Raw genomic sequence first — 15,551 nt, forward strand, 5'->3', positions numbered from 1 at the left:
AAGGCAGTGATAGCCGGTTTCCGCCCGCTGCCAAAGCACATCGCACCGGGGCGGGCAGCCGCTTGCCCGGCGCGGCGCGCTTGTTCCGGTCAGACCCTGTACAACTTCTTGACGTTGCGCGTTTTTATGCTCTGCCGCTCGTTTCTCTTCGCTGCCCACTGGACCGAACCGCCCGGCGCTCCTAACGTGGCGGGCATGTTGCGTTACGCCCTGAAACGCCTGTTGTCGCTGATTGCCAGCCTGGCCGTGGCCTCGCTGGTGATTTTTCTTGTGGTGGAGGTGGCGCCGGGTGATCCGGCCTCCTTCATGCTGGGGGTCAATGCGCAGGCCGACACCGTCGCCGCACTGCAGGCGGAGCTGGGGCTGGATCAGGGCAAGCTGGCCCGTTACCTTAGCTGGGCCGCCGGCATGCTGGGCGGCGATTTCGGCACCTCCTACACTTACCGCACGCCAGTTGCCGGGATGATTGCCGACCGGCTGTGGGTGTCGCTGCCGCTGGCGCTTTATGCGCTGACGCTCTCCACGCTCATCGCCTTTCCGGCCGGCATCTACGCCGCCGCCCGCCGCGGCAAGCCCGGGGACATGGCCGTGATCGGGGCTACCCAGCTGGGGGTCGCCGTGCCGAACTTCTGGTTTGCGATGATGCTCGTGCTGATCTTTGCCATCAACCTGCGCTGGTTCGGAGCCGGCGGCTTTCCGGGCTGGGATGCCGGGCTTTGGGCAGGTGTCCATGCGCTTACCCTGCCTGCGATTGCACTGGCGCTGCCGCAGGCTGCGATCCTGACGCGGGTGATGCGCTCGGCGCTGCTCGACATCCTGGGCGAGGATTTCATGCGCACTGCCCGCGCCAAGGGGCTCTCGCGCCGCCAGGCCCTGTGGCGGCATGGGGTCAGGAATGCCCTGATCCCGGTGCTGACCATCATCGGCTTGCAGTTTTCATTCCTGCTGGCGGGCGCCATCATCATTGAGCAGGTGTTCTACCTGCCCGGCCTCGGGCGGCTGGTGTTCCAGGCGATTTCCTCGCGCGATCTGATCGTGGTGGAGTCGGTGGTGATGCTACTGGTCTTTGCCGTCATTACGGTGAATTTCCTGGTCGATCTCGCCTATGCGCTGGTCGACCCGCGCCTCAGGAGCCGGACATGACCCGCAACCTGATCCTTGGCGGCGTACTCTCCTCGCTGGTGCTGCTGACGGCGCTGGTGTCGTTTCTGTGGACGCCGTTCGACCACGCGGCAATGAACATCCCTGCCAAGCTGCAAACGCCGAATGCGCAGCACTGGCTGGGCACCGATCATTTCGGGCGCGACCTGATGTCGATGATCATGGTCGGCGCCCGCACCTCCATCGCCGTGGCGCTGGTGGCTGTCGGCATTGGTATGGGCGCGGGTGTGCCGCTGGGGCTGGCCGCCGCCGCGTGCAACGGGTCGTGGCTGGATGAGGGGATCATGCGCGGCAACGATCTGGTCTTTGCCTTTCCCTCGCTGGTGATCGCCATCCTGATTACTGCCGTCCTGGGTGCCGGGGCCGTCAACGCAATTATCGCCATCGGCATCTTCAACATCCCTGTCTTTGCCCGCATCACCCGCGGCGCAGCTTTGTCCCTGTGGGAGCGCGAGTTCATCCTGGCCGCACGGGTGGCAGGCAAGGGCGCGGCACGGATCTCGGCTGAGCATATCCTGCCCAATGTGATGAACCTGCTGATCGTGCAGGGCACCATCCAGTTCTCGCTGGGTATCCTGGCGGAAGCGGGTCTCAGCTATGTCGGCCTCGGCGCCCAGCCGCCCACCCCTAGCTGGGGCCGGATGCTGGCCGACGCTCAGACAATGGTCAGCTTTGCCCCGCATCTGGCGCTGGTGCCGGGCATGGCCATCATCCTGACCGTGCTGGGGCTGAACCTGCTGGGCGACGGGTTGCGCGATTTCCTGGACCCGAAACTAAGGGTGGCACGCGCATGACGCTACTGGATGTCACCAGCCTGTCGGTCAGGATCGGCGCTTTTCAGGTGCTGAAGGATGTCTGTTTCCACATCGAGCCGGGCGAGATCGTGGCGGTCACCGGTGAAAGCGGGTCGGGCAAGTCTATGACCGCACTCGCCATCCTGCAGCTGCTGCCGGACCTTGCGGAGGCCAAGGGGTACATAACGCTGAGCGGTACCCAGTTGCTGGAGCAGTCCGAGACGCAAATGTGCGCCCTGCGAGGCCAGTCCATTGGCATGGTGTTCCAGGAGCCGATGACCGCGCTGAACCCAGTCAAGACCATCGGTGCGCAGGTGATGGAGACGATCCTGATCCATAAAGCGATGCCCCGCATGCAGGCCGAAGCCCGCGCCCGCGAGGTGCTGGAGCGGGTTGGCCTGCCGGCGGACCGTTTCCCCCTGTCGCGCTATCCGCATGAGCTGTCGGGTGGCCAGCGCCAGCGGGTGGTGATCGCAATGGCCATCGCTTTGCGCCCCAAGCTGCTGATCGCGGATGAGCCGACCACCGCGCTGGATGTCACTACCCAGGCGCAGATTCTGGAGCTGCTGAAGGATCTGGTTCAGGACTATGGCATGGGGTTGATGATCATCAGCCATGACCTGGCCGTCGTCGCTGACCTGGCCGACCGGATCGTCGTCATGCGGAACGGCGGAGTGGTGGAAACCGGTCACACCACCTGGCTTTTGCGCAACATGCGGCATCCCTATACGCGGATGCTGTTTGAAGCCTCCAGCCATCAGGTGGCGCTGCCGGACCCGCCCGCCCCCGCGCCGCTGCTGGAGGTCAGGAATGCGGTCCGCGACTACAGAACCCCGCGCGAATCGCTGTTTTCCAAACCCGGCACATTCCGCGCCGTGAACAATGTCTCCTTTACCCTGAACCGCGGTGAACGGCTGGGCCTGGTGGGTGAGTCGGGGTGCGGTAAATCGACCCTGACACGGGCTATTCTGGGGCTGGAACCGTTGCAGGACGGGGAGATCCGCCTCGATGGAAAGCGTGTTGCGACACACCTCAACCCGGCGATTCGACGCAAAGTCCAAGTTGTGTTCCAGGACCCCTATGGCAGCTTCAACCCGCGTCACCGGGTGGAGCGGCTGATCACCGAACCTTTCCATTTGCTGCCCGATCCACCAAGCGGGGCGGCGCGCGCCGGGCTTATTTCCGAAACCCTTTCTGCTGTCGGGCTAAACCCTGAAGATGCCGGCAAATACATCCACCAGTTCTCCGGCGGCCAGCGCCAGCGTATTGCGATTGCCCGCGCATTGATCACCCGTCCAGAGCTGATCATCTTTGACGAGGCGGTCTCCGCTCTCGACGTCTCGGTCCGGGCCCGGATCCTTGATCTGCTGGCGGAGCTGTGCGAGGCCTATGCCCTCACCTATCTGTTCATCAGCCATGACCTGAGCGTGGTGCGGACGATCACCGACCGCTGCCTGGTGATGCAAAAAGGCGAGATCGTCGAACAGGGTGCAACCGAGGCCATGTTCAGCAATCCGCAGCACCCCTATACCCGGCAGCTGATTGCCGCCGCGCCGGTTCTTCCCGATCTGAATTCGGGGGCTGCATGACCCTGTCTCTAGCGCTGATCATGCCGCGGGAGCAGGCCTTGCTGGCCGCAGCGATGGCGCCCTATTTCAAGGAGACAGCGCCGCACGCTGCGATCGATCCTACCGGGCGTGCAGGCCAGATGCTGCACCGCAAGGATGTGACCGCCTTCTGGCTGCGCAACGACAGCGCCCGCATCGGTTTTGCCATCGTGCTGAACCTGCCCGATGACCGGCGCGAATTGTCTGAGTTCTGCATTCTGCCGCAGCACCGCCGCCAGGGCTGGGGCCAGGAAGCCGCTTGCCTTATCCTGCAGGAGTTTCCGGGGCGCTGGCGCATGGGATTGTCGAAATCCTCACGCCAGGCTGTGGCGTTCTGGGGCACATGCCTCAGCCTCCTGCCCGGCATCCGGGACTTGCGCGAGGGCGCGCCCTTCACCGGACATCAGATCAAAAGCTACACATTCGACGTTGCAGGAGCCCATAATGACTGACGCCTCCCCTCTCTGGTTCGATCCCGCGCTGTGCCTCATTGGCAGCGCTTGGATTCCTGCCGCCAGCGGCGGAACCCTGCCGTTGATGAACCCCTCGGACGGCAGCGAAATCTGCCGGATCCCCCGCGGCGGTGCAGCGGATATAGAGGCTGCGGTGCAGGCCGCAGATGCTGCCTTGGAGGGGGAATGGGGCGCGATGACAGCGCTGGAGCGCGGCCGCATCCTGACCCGGATCGGACAGCTGGTGCTGAAGCGGGTGGAGCAACTGGCCGCACTGGAAGCGATGGACGTGGGCAAGCCGCTGACCCAGGCGCGGGCCGATGCGCTGGCGCTGGCGCGCTACTGCGAATTCTACGGCGGCGCAGCGGACAAGGTGATGGGAGAGACCATCCCTTATCTGGACGGTTTCACCGTCTATACGCTGCGCGAACCGCATGGGGTGACGGGGCATATCGTGCCCTGGAATTACCCGATGCAGATCATCGGGCGTTCGGTGGGTGCGGCGCTGGCAATGGGCAATGCCTGCGTGCTGAAACCGGCCGAAGAAGCCTGCCTGACGGCACTGGCTTTTGCCCGTATCGCGGTCGAGGCCGGGCTGCCCGCCGGGGCGCTGAATGTGGTGCCGGGTCTGGGAGGGGAAGCCGGCGCGGCACTGGCAGGGCATCCAAATGTGCAGCATATTTCCTTTACCGGCTCGGTGCGCACGGGCGCTCTGGTGCAGCAGGCCGCAGGCGCCAATGTGGTTCCGGTGACGCTGGAGCTGGGCGGCAAGTCTCCGCAGCTTGTGTTCGACGATGCGGATCTGGACGCCGCATTGCCGTTTCTTGTGAATGCAGGCATCCAGAATGCAGGCCAGACCTGTTCGGCCTCCTCGCGTATTCTGGTGCAGCGCGGGGTCTACGGCGAGGTGAAGGCGCGGATGGCAGATGCCTACCGTGACCTGAAGGCGGGGCCGGCAAAGGACGACCTGCAGCTGGGACCGCTGATCTCTGCCCGGCAAAAACAGATTGTCGAAAGCTATCTGGAGCAGGGCGCGAACCTGCCGGTTGCTGCCCATGGCGCCATTTCCCCGCAGGCGCCGGAAACGGGCGCCTATGTCCGGCCCACTCTGTTTGCCGACGTGCCGCCGGATCATGTGCTGGCGCGCGAGGAGGTGTTCGGCCCGGTGCAGGTGCTGATCCCGTTTGAGACCGAAGAAGACGCCGTGCGGATTGCCAACAGCACCGATTACGGTCTGGTGGCCAGCGTCTGGACCCGAGACGGCGCACGGCAGATGCGGCTGGCAAAGCGTCTTCGGGCCGGGCAGGTGTTCCTTAACAATTACGGCGCCGGCGGCGGGGTTGAGCTGCCCTTTGGCGGTGTCGGGAAATCCGGCCATGGGCGGGAAAAGGGGTTTGAAGCGCTCTATGGGTTCTCGCAGCTCAAGACCGTGGCCGCCCATCACGGTTAGGTCCCGCTGCCGCAAGAAGTTTTGCGCCGTGCGTTGCACAATGCCCGGCAGGCCGCGCCTCCAGCGCGGCGTGCCGGGCCCAAGGGGCGCCCTTGCTTTTCAAAGCAGGGGCAACGCGCGGGAGCCAGCCCGTTCTTTGCAGCGCAGGAAGAGAGTTAAACAACAACGTCCAGCCGTTCCTGAGAACCGACTCCGAATACTTGCTTGTAGCGCGCAATCTCCTTTGCAGGCCCCATTGCCTTTTCCGGATTGTCCGACAGTTTCACGGTCGGCCGGCCATTGGCGGCAACCGCCTTGCAGACCAGCGAAAACGGCGCCAGCGCGTTATCCTTCACCAGCCCGCGGAAGTCGTTGGTCAGCAGCGTGCCCCAGCCAAAGGACACTTTGGTGCGGTCCGAGAACTGCGCGTGCAGGTCCTGGATCTGCTGCACGTCGAGCCCGTCGGAAAAGATCACCCGCTTCTCCGCCGGGTCCTCGCCGCGGTCCTGCCACCAATTGATCGCAACTTCCGCGCCCTTGGCCGGATCGCCGCTGTCGATACGGATGCCGGTCCAGCCGGCCAGCCAATCGGGCGCACGGTCCAGGAAGCCTTGGGTGCCGTAGGTGTCGGGCAGGATGATGCGCAGGTTTCCCTCGTGCTCGTCATGCCAGTCGGACAGAACGTCATAGGGCGCTTGGGCCAGCTTCGCGTCATCTTCAGCCAGCGCGGAATAGACCATCGGCAGCTCATGGGCATTGGTGCCGATCGCCTCCACTTCGCGGCGCATCGCGATGAGACAGTTGGAGGTGCCGGTGAATTTGCCGCCCAGCCCCTCGTGCATCGCCTGCACGCACCAGTCCTGCCACAGGAACGAGTGCCGCCGCCGGGTGCCGAAATCGGCGATGGTCAGCCCGTCCACGTCCCGCAGGCGATCGATCTTTTCCCAAACCTTGGTCATGGCGCGGGCATAAAGCACCTGCAATTCAAACCGGCCCATGCTGTTGATTACCGCACGGCTGCGCAGCTCCATCAGCACCGCCAGCGCTGGGATTTCCCACAGCATCACTTCGTGCCATTTGCCCTCGAAGGTCAGCTCATACTGATCGCCCCTGCGTTCCAGATGATAGGGCGGCAGGCGCAGGCCCTCGAACCATTCCATGAAGTCAGGGCGGAACATCTGCCGCTTGCCGTAAAAGGTATTGCCGCGCAGCCAAGTGCTTTCACCGCGGCTGAGCGACAGCGAGCGGATATGGTCGAGCTGTTCGCGCAGCTCGCCCTCGTCGATCAGCCGGGCCAGCGGCACCTGCGCGGAACGGTTGATCAGCGAGAAGGCCACCGTCGTGTCCGGCTTGTTGCGGAACACCGACTGGCACATCAGAAGCTTGTAAAAATCCGTATCAATCAGCGACCGGACAATCGGATCGATTTTCCATTTGTGATTGTAGACGCGGGTTGCAATATCCACCGGCAGCCTCGTGCATAAGGGTCACTGATTGATAGAATAGCGCGCCTGCGGGAGCAAGGAAATCAACCCGCGCGGCGGGCTTGTGCTTGCGGTGCCAATTGGCCCAGCACCTCCAAAAGCACACCCCGGTTGATCGGCTTGCTCATAAAGTTATCCATGCCGGCATCCAGGCAGGCCTTGCGGTCAGACTCAAAGGCATTGGCGGTCAGGGCCACAATGGCCGGCTGCGGGCGGGCCCTGGCCCGGATCATCCGGGTGGCCTCCAGCCCATCCATTTCCGGCATCGACATATCCATCAGAATGATATCGGGCGCAAAATCTTCAAAACGCGCCACTGCCTCGCGGCCATCCTTGGCAAAGGCCAGCTCCACCGGGGCGGATTGCAGGAATTTTTCAATCAGCACCCGGTTCACCGCGTTGTCCTCGGCCACCAGAACCCGCAGGCCGTCCAGTGCCGGGGAGCTGTCCGGATAGGCCGGTGCCGCGGGCGCCTTTGCAGGTTCCGGCTGAGGCGTTTGCAACCGCAGCCGCACCGTAAAACAGGACCCCAAGCCCGGTTCCGACGTGACCGTGATACTGCCGTCCATCGCTTCCGCAATGCGGCGGGATATGGCCAGCCCAAGCCCGGTGCCGCCAAAACGGCGGCTGATTGCAGCATCCGCTTGGGAAAAACGCTCAAACACCTTGCCAAGCTTTTCCGCGGCGATGCCAATTCCGGTATCTGCAACCGAGAACACCAGGTCGCGGCCTGTCCCTGACGCCGCCGGTTCGGCATCCAGTGTCACCAGCACCCGGCCCTGATCCGTGAACTTGATCGCATTACCGGTGAGGTTCATCAGAACCTGCCGGATCCGCCGGTCATCCCCCCGCAGCAGGCTGGGCACACGACCGGTGATTTTCAGTACCAGCTCCAACTCTTTGGCGTCTGCCTGGGCCTGCAGCAGGCGGATGGTTTCCTCAAAACAGGCGTGCGGATCGAAATTGACCTGGCTGAGGTTAAGCTCCTCGGCATCCATTTGCGAAAAATCGAGCACATCATTGATCAGCGCCAGCAGGGTATCCGCCGAACTGAGGATGGTGTCTGTGTAAAGGGTTTGTTCTTCATCCATGCTGCTTTCGCGCAGCAACTGGGCCATGCCGATCACACCATTCATCGGTGTCCGGATTTCGTGGCTCATCGTGGCCAGAAAATCAGCCTTGGCCCGGGCGCCTTCCTCGGCGGCGATACGGGCCTGTTCCAGTTGCTGGGCATGTTCCTTGGAGGCGGTGATGTCCCGCTCCACCGCGATCAGGGTCTCCAGTTCGCCGGCTGCGTTCAGCATCGGCACCTGGCTGGTCTCGATCCAGACCCGCCGGCCGTCCTTGCAGCGATTGCGGATTTCCACCCGCAGAGGACGCGCATGGAGAACACTGTCTTGCAGCTGGCGGATAGTCTCGGCGTCCGTCTCGCCGCTGTTCAGCAGATCGCCGGGCAACTGACCCAGCGCCTCGTCAAAGCTGTAACCGGTGATGCGGGTGAAACTGTCGTTCACCCAGGTGATGCGCCCGTCGCGGTCCATCAGCATAACACTGTCATTGGCGCTTTCAGCAACCAGCGCCAGGCGCTTGGCCTCCATCTTCTGGTCGGAAAGCCGGACATAGGCGGCTTCCAGTTCCTCCTGCTGGAGCGCCTGTGCCAGCAAAGCGCCGCGGGTCCGGCTGAAATTGCGCCTGACATAGCTCAGAAACCAGAAAAAGGAGGCAAAAAGAACTGCCAGCCCTGCCAGATGAAGGAAATACGCAGGTGCCAGAACCGGGGTTTCAACGATCTCCACGGCCAGAAAGGCAACCGGCAGTGCCGCATAGGTGACAAGTCTGGTTATGACTGCAAGCGGATGATACGGCAGCACCAGCCCGGCATTGATCGCCATCCCGGTAAGCAGACCGATTGTAAAAAGCGGCTCATTATGGGCGTGCGGCACCAATCCCGGCATTTCGACCCAGAACGGGGCTGACGCGGCCGCGCCGAGCGCCAAGGCGTGCAAAAAGGCGGTCAGCGCCGTCAGCAGCCGCAGCCACCCTTCGCTCATCCCGCGGCGGACCAGATGATCCGCCTGGCGCAGCAGAAGGCAGTCCGCAACATCCCCGGCAAGCGCAAGCGCAAAAGCCAGCAGCGAATAGAGCGGCGGCACAACCAGCCCAAGAACGGCAAAAGCAAAAAGCATGAACAACAGGCGGGCCCGGAACGCGCGGACACGGCCGCGGCAATAGCGCAACAACAGCTCAAGCGAGCCGTATCGTTTACTAAAGTTGGCCAGCGGTCCGTTGCCGGTCCAGTCCGAAGTGTCCATCAATCAGCCTTGGCATCTGTCGGGGTGCCCGCACAGCATAGCAACGCCTTTGTTAATATTTCGCGCCATTCTCCTTAAGATTGCAGGTTTATATTTTTGCTCTCCATTCCCTCCAGCGCCGCCTGCAGCGATCCGTCCAGATCAATGGCGCGGCAGGCTGCCAGCTCAACCGTTACGGAAAAGCCAAGCCGCGCCGCATCCAGGGCAGTGAAGGCAACACAGAAATCAGTGGCCAGTCCAGCCAGGGTCAGCGCAGTGATGCCGCGGCTGCGCAAATAGCCTTCCAGCCCGGTGGGGGTGGAGTGATCGTTCTCAAAGAACCCCGAATAGCTGTCAATTCCTGGCCGGAAGCCCTTGCGGATGATCAGGTCGCCATCGGTGCGCAAACCCTTGTGAAATGCGGCCCCATCGCTGCCCTGCACGCAGTGATCCGGCCACAAAACCTGGGTGCCATAAGGCATTTCGGCCGTGTCAAACGAATCCTTTCCCGGATGCGAAGACGCAAAGGAGGTATGCCCCGCCGGGTGCCAGTCCTGGGTCAGGATCACCGCATCGAACCGGTCCATCATGGCGTTTATGGGGGCCACCACCTCATCCCCGCCGGGCACGGCCAGGGCGCCCCCAGGGCAGAAATCATTCTGTACATCCACGACAATCAGAGCCTGGGTCATCGGCAATTCCTTTGCTGGGCACACAATATGTAGCGGCGGCAATGGATCTTGGAAACTCCCGCTGACCAGTCGCATACCGGTGCAGCAATTAACATGCATCCAAAGCCCTTATTTTACTGGCTCAGCGGGGGTGGCTCTTTCTCTTGAATTACCCGCGCCATGGTTCTAAGGGCGGGGTATGTACACAATTGCTGCCCTCTATCACTTCACCCGTTTCCCCGATCCCGCCGCGATCCGTCCGGCGCTGCTGGAGCTTTGCCAGGCGCAAGGCGTCAAAGGCTCGCTGCTGCTGGCGCAGGAGGGGATCAATGGCACCATCGCCGGACCGCGCGCAGGTATCGATGCGGTGCTGTCCCATATCAAGGGCTTGCCCGGCTGCGCGGATCTGGACTGGAAAGAAGCCACCGCCGCTGAGCCGCCCTTTGGCAGGATGAAGGTGCGGCTGAAGAAAGAGATCGTGACGATGGGCCAGCCGGACGTGGATCCGCTGGCATCTGTTGGCCATTACGTTGAGCCGGAGGAATGGAACGATCTGATCCGGCAGGACGATGTTGTCCTGATCGACACCCGCAACGATTACGAAGTGGCGATCGGCACATTTGAAGGCGCGATTGATCCCATGACCGAGTCGTTCCGCGACTTTCCGGCCTGGTGGGAAAAGAACAAAGAGCGCTTTCACAACAAGCGGGTTGCGATGTTCTGCACCGGCGGCATCCGTTGCGAGAAGTCGACCAATTACCTGCTGGGTCAAGGGGTGGAGGATGTCTATCACCTGAAGGGCGGCATTCTGCGCTATCTGGAGGAAATGCCTGCGGATAACAGCACCTGGGAAGGTGAATGTTTTGTCTTCGACAACCGGGTATCTGTTGGCCACGGGCTGGTGGAAGGCCCGCACGAGCTGTGCCACGGCTGCCGCCGCCCGATCCTGCCCGAGGACAAGGCGCGCCCCGGGTTTGAGCAGGGCGTCACCTGCCATCAGTGCATCGATCAGACCTCGGAAGAAGACAAGGCGCGGTTCCGTGAGCGGCAGAAGCAGATGATGCTCGCCCGCAAACGCGGCGCGGATCATCTGGGCAGCATCCCCCTGTAAACCGCCAGCCAACTGACACCAAAAAGGCCGCTGCCCATCGAGGCAGCGGCCTTTATTGTTGTTTGCGGGGGCTGGCAGCGTCAGTCGCTGCTCAGGCCCAGATAGCTGCGGGTGCTGGCCAGCAGGCCTGCGCCATGGGCCGGGGCCAGCAGACCGGCATGATCTTCGCCTTCGGCAGCACTCATGTCGGGCAGCTGGTGGGCGATGCCCTTGTGACAGCTGATACAGGTCTTTTCGCCGGTGAACAGGAAGCGTTCATGGGCATCCGCCGCCCGTTTGGACTGGCGGGTGATATCCATCGATTCGTCCGAGTGGCAGTTGCGGCACTCCAGCGAGTCATTCGCTTCAAGCCTCGCCCATTCGTGCTGCGCCAGTTCCAGCCGGTGCTCCAGGAATTTCTCGCGCGTGTTGATGGTGCCGAAGATCTTGCCCCAGACCTCCTTGGAGGCCTGCATCTTGCGGGCAATCTTGTTGGACCATTGATGCGGCACGTGGCAGTCTGGGCAGGACGCCCGCACGCCGGAGCGGTTGGAGTAGTGGATCGTCGGCTTCAGCTCCTCAAACACGTTGTCGCGCATCTCGTGGCAGCTGGTGCAGAAGGCCTCGGTGTTGGTGACCTCAAGCGCGGTGTTGAAACCGCCCCAGAAGATGATCCCCATCACAAAACCGCCCATGGTCAGGAAGCCAAGCGAGAAGAAGGCGCTGGGGCGGGTGATGATCCACCACAGACGTTTTAAGAATCCCCACATCAGTCAGACCCGCCCTGTTTCGAGTGCACGTAGTCCAGCACCTGGTCGACATCGACAAACTCGTTTTCAACCAGCGGCCGGGCATTGGTCTGCACCACGTGGCACTGAGTGCAGAAATAGCGCCGCGGGCTGACCGCGGCGAGGGTCTGGCCCTCGCGGTTCATGAAGTGGGTGACCGAGATCATCGGCGCCTGGCTGACCTCCACCGCGGTGCGGCTGTGGCAGGTCAGGCATTTGTTGGAATTGAGATCCACCTGATAATTGTCAGTCTTATGCGGGATCAGCGGCGGCTGGTCCGGGTAGTTGCGCACCTGGCGGATGTCGGTGTTGACGATGCCGGGGATCTGGGTGGCTTCGCCCTCTTCCGCCAGCGGCGCATTGTTGCGCAGCGTCGCGACCTGGTTCTGGGCAAAAGCTGGTGAAGCCATAAAGACCGGGGCCAGCAGGATCGGAGCGGCCAGGATGGCGAGACGGAGATGTTTCATGACGGGCCTCACACTGCTTCGATACGGACTGCGCATTTCTTATAGTCCGTCTGTTTCGAGATCGGATCGGTGGCATCCAGCGTGACCTTGTTGATCAGCCGGCGCGCATCGAACCAGGGCACAAACACCAGACCTTTGGGCGGCTTGTTACGGCCGCGGGTCTCTACGCGGGTACGGATTTCACCGCGCCGCGAGATGATCCGCACCTCGGTGCCGCGCCGGAACCCTTGGGCCGAAGCATCGTCCGGGTGCATGTAGCACAGCGCGTCGGGGACTGCCTGATACAGCTCTGGCACCCGCTGGGTCATTGAGCCGGAGTGCCAGTGTTCCAGCACGCGGCCAGTGGCCAGCCATATCGGGTATTCTTCATCCGGGCTTTCTGCCGGCGGCTCGTAAGGCAGCGCAAAGATCACCGCTTTGCCGTCGGGCTTGCCATAGAACTCGTAGTCCGAGCCCGGGGTCACATAGGGGTCCGAGCCTTCCTTGAAGCGCCAGCGGGTTTCCTTGCCGTCGACCACTGGCCAGCGCAGCCCGCGTTCCTCGTGGTAGCGGTCAAAAGGCGCCAGATCGTGGCCGTGGCCGCGGCCAAACTCTGCATATTCCTCGAACAGGCCCTTTTGGAGATAGAACCCAAAGTCTTCGGATTCGTGGTTGCCGTACTCTTTGGCTTTCTCGGTCAGTTCAAACTGGTCAACCTTGCCGTTGGCAAACAGCACGTCGAACAGGGTCTTGCCTTTATACTCCGGGTTGGCGTCCAGCAGCTCGGCCGGCCAGACCTCGTCGGTGGTGAAGCGTTTGGAGAATTCCGCCAGCTGCCACAGGTCGGACTTGGATTCACCCGGTGCATTGACCAGCTGGTACCAGAACTGGGTGCGGCGCTCGGCGTTGCCGTATGCGCCTTCTTTCTCAACCCACATCGCGGCGGGCAGGATCAAATCGGCAGCTTCTGCGGTCACCGTCGGATAGGCGTCCGACACGACGATAAAGTTGTCGGGGTTGCGGTAGCCCGGCAGCCCTTCCTCCATCATGTTCGGCGCGGCCTGCATATTGTTGTTCACCTGCACCCAGTAGCAGTTGATCTTGCCGTCCTTCAGGTCGCGGTTCTGTTTGACCGCGTGGGAGCCGATCCAGCCGGGCACGGTGCCGTCGGGCAGTTTCCAGATCTTTTCCGCAAAGGCACGGTGTTCGGGGTTCTTCACCACCAGATCCGCAGGCAGACGGTGCGAGAAGGTGCCCACCTCGCGCGCGGTGCCGCAGGCCGACGGCTGGCCGGTCAGCGAGAACGGCGAGTTGCCGGGGGTGGAGATTTTGCCGGTCAGCAGGTGGATGTTGTAAAGCAGGTTGTTGGTCCAGACACCGCGGGTGTGCTGGTTGACGCCCATCGTCCACAGCGACATGACCTTGGTGTCGGGATCGGCATAAAGCTTGGCGATTTTCTCCAGGGTCTCGGCCGGAACGCCGGACATTTCCTCGGCTTTTTCCAGCGTGTATTCGGAAACGAATTCGGCGAACTCCTCAAACGACATCGGCTCAGAGCCGCCTGCCTTGTCGTTGTTCTCGGCGGCCTGCTCCAGCGGGTGTTCAGGGCGCAGGCCATAGCCGATGTCCTGATTGCCGCGGCGGAAGTTGACGTGTTTGCCGACAAAGTCCTTATGCACCGCATCATTCTGGATGATGTAGTTGGCGATGTAGTTCAGGATCACCATGTCGGTTTGCGGGGTGAACACTGCCGGGATATCGGCCAGATCAAAGCTGCGGTGAGTAAAGGTCGACAGAACCGCCACCTTCACATGCGGGTGGCTGAACCGGCGGTCGGTGATGCGGGTCCACAGGATCGGGTGCATCTCCGCCATGTTCGAGCCCCACAGCACGAATGCGTCGGCGTTCTCGAAGTCGTCATAGCAGCCCATCGGCTCGTCGATGCCGAAGGTGCGCATGAAGCCGCCCACAGCAGAGGCCATGCAGTGGCGCGCGTTGGGGTCGATGTTGTTGGACCGAAAGCCCGCCTTCATCAGCTTGGAGGCCGCATAGCCTTCCCACACTGTCCACTGGCCGGAGCCGAACATGCCGATGCCCTCGGGGCCTTTCTCAGCCAGGGTCTTCTTCCATTTCTCGGCCATGATATCAAAGGCCTCATCCCAGCTGACCGGGGTGAATTCGCCCTCTTTGTCATATTCGCCGTTGGTCTTGCGCAGCAGCGGCTGGGTCAGACGGTCGGCGCCGTACATGATCTTGGACAGGAAGTAGCCCTTGACGCAGTTCAGGCCGCGGTTGACCTCGGCCTGGGTATCGCCATGGGTGGCAACCACGCGGCCGGCCTTGGTGGCAACCATGATCGAGCAGCCGGTGCCGCAGAAACGGCAGGCCGCCTTGGACCATTTCAGCTCGGTTACATTGGCGTCGGTGACAAGGTTCTGCGCGGCGGCGGGGATCGGCAGCCCGGCAGCAAGCGCTGCGGCTGCGGCGGCCTGCGCCTTGATGGCGTCGCGGCGGGTCAGGCCAGTCTTGGGGCCGGTCATTGGGGGACTCCTTCTTCAATGGCGAGGTCCTGCGCATCGCAGGTTTGATGAAAGACAAGCGCCGCGCTGGCGACGCCGTCGAGAAGCTGAATTCTGGCCAAGGCATCGCCAATGGCCCGGTCGCTGTTCGCCTCAAACAGGACGACGATCTTGCCCGAGGGATCGGCTTGCGAAATCTCGGCGCCTGCCATGGATTTGATGTTGGCCAGAACATCCTCCATCTGCGCCGGATTGCTGCGCACCAGCAGGCTGGAAATATGGATCTCTTCTGTCACGCGGGCGTCCTTTGCTGGCGGGGGTCGCAGAGTGCGATGGCATTGTTGGGACAGGTGGACAGGCAGGCACCGCAGCCGGTGCAGGCGCCGGCGTCCACCTGGATTGCACCGACCGGACGGACCGACAGGTCCATCCGGAGGGCACGAGGATCGCAAATGTCGGTGCACAGCTGGCAGGCGATTCCGGCGGCATTCAGGCAGCTGCTGGTGATCTCCACCGTCACCGGCCAGGGCGCTGGCTGTGCCAGATCGAACACCGCCTGCGGGCAGGCTTCGGCACAGGCGCCGCAAAAGGTGCATTCGCCACCGTGGAAACTGATCCGCGGGCGGCTGCGGCTGTCGAATTCGATGATCCCTTGCGGGCAAGCCTCAACACAGGCATTGCAGCCGGTGCACTGCGCCTGCACCCGGGCCTCATCCGTCCAGGGCGGACGGAATTCCGGCTCCGGGCGGGCCACTTTCCCGGTCAGGAAGGCGCGCCGCGAGGGGGCTGTGCTGGCATGTGCTGGCATTGGCCTGGCCT

At 62.6% G+C, this 15,551-nt stretch carries 14 protein-coding genes; 6 read left to right on the forward strand and 8 right to left on the reverse strand.

The genetic code is table 11. From position 1 onward, the window contains the following. Window positions 1-195 precede the first annotated feature (195 nt). The 5 genes from K3724_RS19235 to K3724_RS19255 are packed head-to-tail and all read left to right on the forward strand — an operon-like array spanning window position 196 to window position 5,464. Window positions 196-1,143 carry an ABC transporter permease gene (locus K3724_RS19235; protein ID WP_259988295.1) on the forward strand — a complete coding sequence of 316 codons (948 nt, stop codon included), beginning with the start codon at window positions 196-198 and terminating at the stop codon, window positions 1,141-1,143. Further along, window positions 1,140-1,955, forward strand: a complete 816-nt coding sequence (locus K3724_RS19240; protein WP_259988297.1) for an ABC transporter permease — start codon at window positions 1,140-1,142, stop codon at window positions 1,953-1,955. The genes K3724_RS19235 and K3724_RS19240 overlap by 4 nt, the downstream gene beginning before the upstream one ends. After that, window positions 1,952-3,544, forward strand: a complete 1,593-nt coding sequence (locus K3724_RS19245) for an ABC transporter ATP-binding protein (protein WP_259988299.1) — start codon at window positions 1,952-1,954, stop codon at window positions 3,542-3,544. Before K3724_RS19240 ends, K3724_RS19245 begins: the two co-directional genes overlap by 4 nt. Further along, a complete protein-coding gene (locus K3724_RS19250) occupies window positions 3,541-4,014 on the forward strand; it encodes a GNAT family N-acetyltransferase (RefSeq protein ID WP_259988301.1) in 474 nt (157 codons plus the stop codon). The genes K3724_RS19245 and K3724_RS19250 overlap by 4 nt, the downstream gene beginning before the upstream one ends. Further along, window positions 4,007-5,464 (forward strand): aldehyde dehydrogenase family protein, encoded by a 1,458-nt coding sequence (locus tag K3724_RS19255; RefSeq protein ID WP_259988302.1) that lies wholly within the window; start codon window positions 4,007-4,009, stop codon window positions 5,462-5,464. Before K3724_RS19250 ends, K3724_RS19255 begins: the two co-directional genes overlap by 8 nt. 155 nt (window positions 5,465-5,619) lie before the next feature. Here K3724_RS19255 and pncB read toward each other — a convergent pair whose 3' ends face one another. The 3 genes from pncB to pncA all read right to left on the reverse strand — a co-directional run bounded on the left by pncB (window position 5,620) and on the right by pncA (window position 9,910). Then, on the reverse strand, window positions 5,620-6,909 hold the full coding sequence (pncB, locus tag K3724_RS19260) for a nicotinate phosphoribosyltransferase (protein ID WP_259988304.1): 1,290 nt from the start codon (window positions 6,907-6,909) through the stop codon (window positions 5,620-5,622). A 62-nt stretch (window positions 6,910-6,971) separates the two neighbouring features. Beyond that, window positions 6,972-9,239 (reverse strand): PAS domain-containing hybrid sensor histidine kinase/response regulator, encoded by a 2,268-nt coding sequence (locus tag K3724_RS19265; RefSeq protein ID WP_259988306.1) that lies wholly within the window; start codon window positions 9,237-9,239, stop codon window positions 6,972-6,974. A gap of 74 nt (window positions 9,240-9,313) precedes the next feature. After that, the gene (gene pncA / locus K3724_RS19270) at window positions 9,314-9,910 is read right to left on the reverse strand and encodes a bifunctional nicotinamidase/pyrazinamidase (RefSeq protein ID WP_259988308.1); all 597 of its coding nucleotides are present in this window, start codon (window positions 9,908-9,910) and stop codon (window positions 9,314-9,316) included. A gap of 178 nt (window positions 9,911-10,088) precedes the next feature. On the opposite strand from pncA, the gene K3724_RS19275 reads away from it, so the two are divergent. Next, a complete protein-coding gene (locus K3724_RS19275; RefSeq protein WP_259988310.1) occupies window positions 10,089-11,000 on the forward strand; it encodes a rhodanese-related sulfurtransferase in 912 nt (303 codons plus the stop codon). Between the two features lie 80 nt (window positions 11,001-11,080). Here the strand turns inward: K3724_RS19275 and K3724_RS19280 are convergent, their stop codons facing one another. Genes K3724_RS19280 through K3724_RS19300 form a run of 5 tightly spaced genes read right to left on the reverse strand, consistent with a single transcriptional unit; the run spans window position 11,081 to window position 15,540 of the window. Beyond that, complete coding sequence (locus K3724_RS19280) at window positions 11,081-11,749, reverse strand: NapC/NirT family cytochrome c (protein ID WP_259988312.1); 669 nt, start codon at window positions 11,747-11,749, stop codon at window positions 11,081-11,083. After that, window positions 11,749-12,234 carry a nitrate reductase cytochrome c-type subunit gene (locus tag K3724_RS19285; RefSeq protein WP_259988314.1) on the reverse strand — a complete coding sequence of 162 codons (486 nt, stop codon included), beginning with the start codon at window positions 12,232-12,234 and terminating at the stop codon, window positions 11,749-11,751. The genes K3724_RS19280 and K3724_RS19285 overlap by 1 nt, the downstream gene beginning before the upstream one ends. Before the next feature lie 8 nt (window positions 12,235-12,242). After that, window positions 12,243-14,753, reverse strand: coding sequence for a nitrate reductase catalytic subunit NapA (napA, locus tag K3724_RS19290; protein WP_259988316.1), 2,511 nt, complete (start codon window positions 14,751-14,753; stop codon window positions 12,243-12,245). Continuing rightward, the gene (locus tag K3724_RS19295; RefSeq protein ID WP_259988318.1) at window positions 14,750-15,028 is read right to left on the reverse strand and encodes a chaperone NapD; all 279 of its coding nucleotides are present in this window, start codon (window positions 15,026-15,028) and stop codon (window positions 14,750-14,752) included. The genes napA and K3724_RS19295 overlap by 4 nt, the downstream gene beginning before the upstream one ends. Then, window positions 15,025-15,540, reverse strand: a complete 516-nt coding sequence (locus tag K3724_RS19300; protein ID WP_259988320.1) for a ferredoxin-type protein NapF — start codon at window positions 15,538-15,540, stop codon at window positions 15,025-15,027. Before K3724_RS19300 ends, K3724_RS19295 begins: the two co-directional genes overlap by 4 nt. Window positions 15,541-15,551 lie beyond the last annotated feature (11 nt).

The sequence above is a fragment of the Leisingera sp. M658 genome, assembly GCF_025144145.1.
In the GTDB taxonomy this organism is placed as follows: domain Bacteria; phylum Pseudomonadota; class Alphaproteobacteria; order Rhodobacterales; family Rhodobacteraceae; genus Leisingera.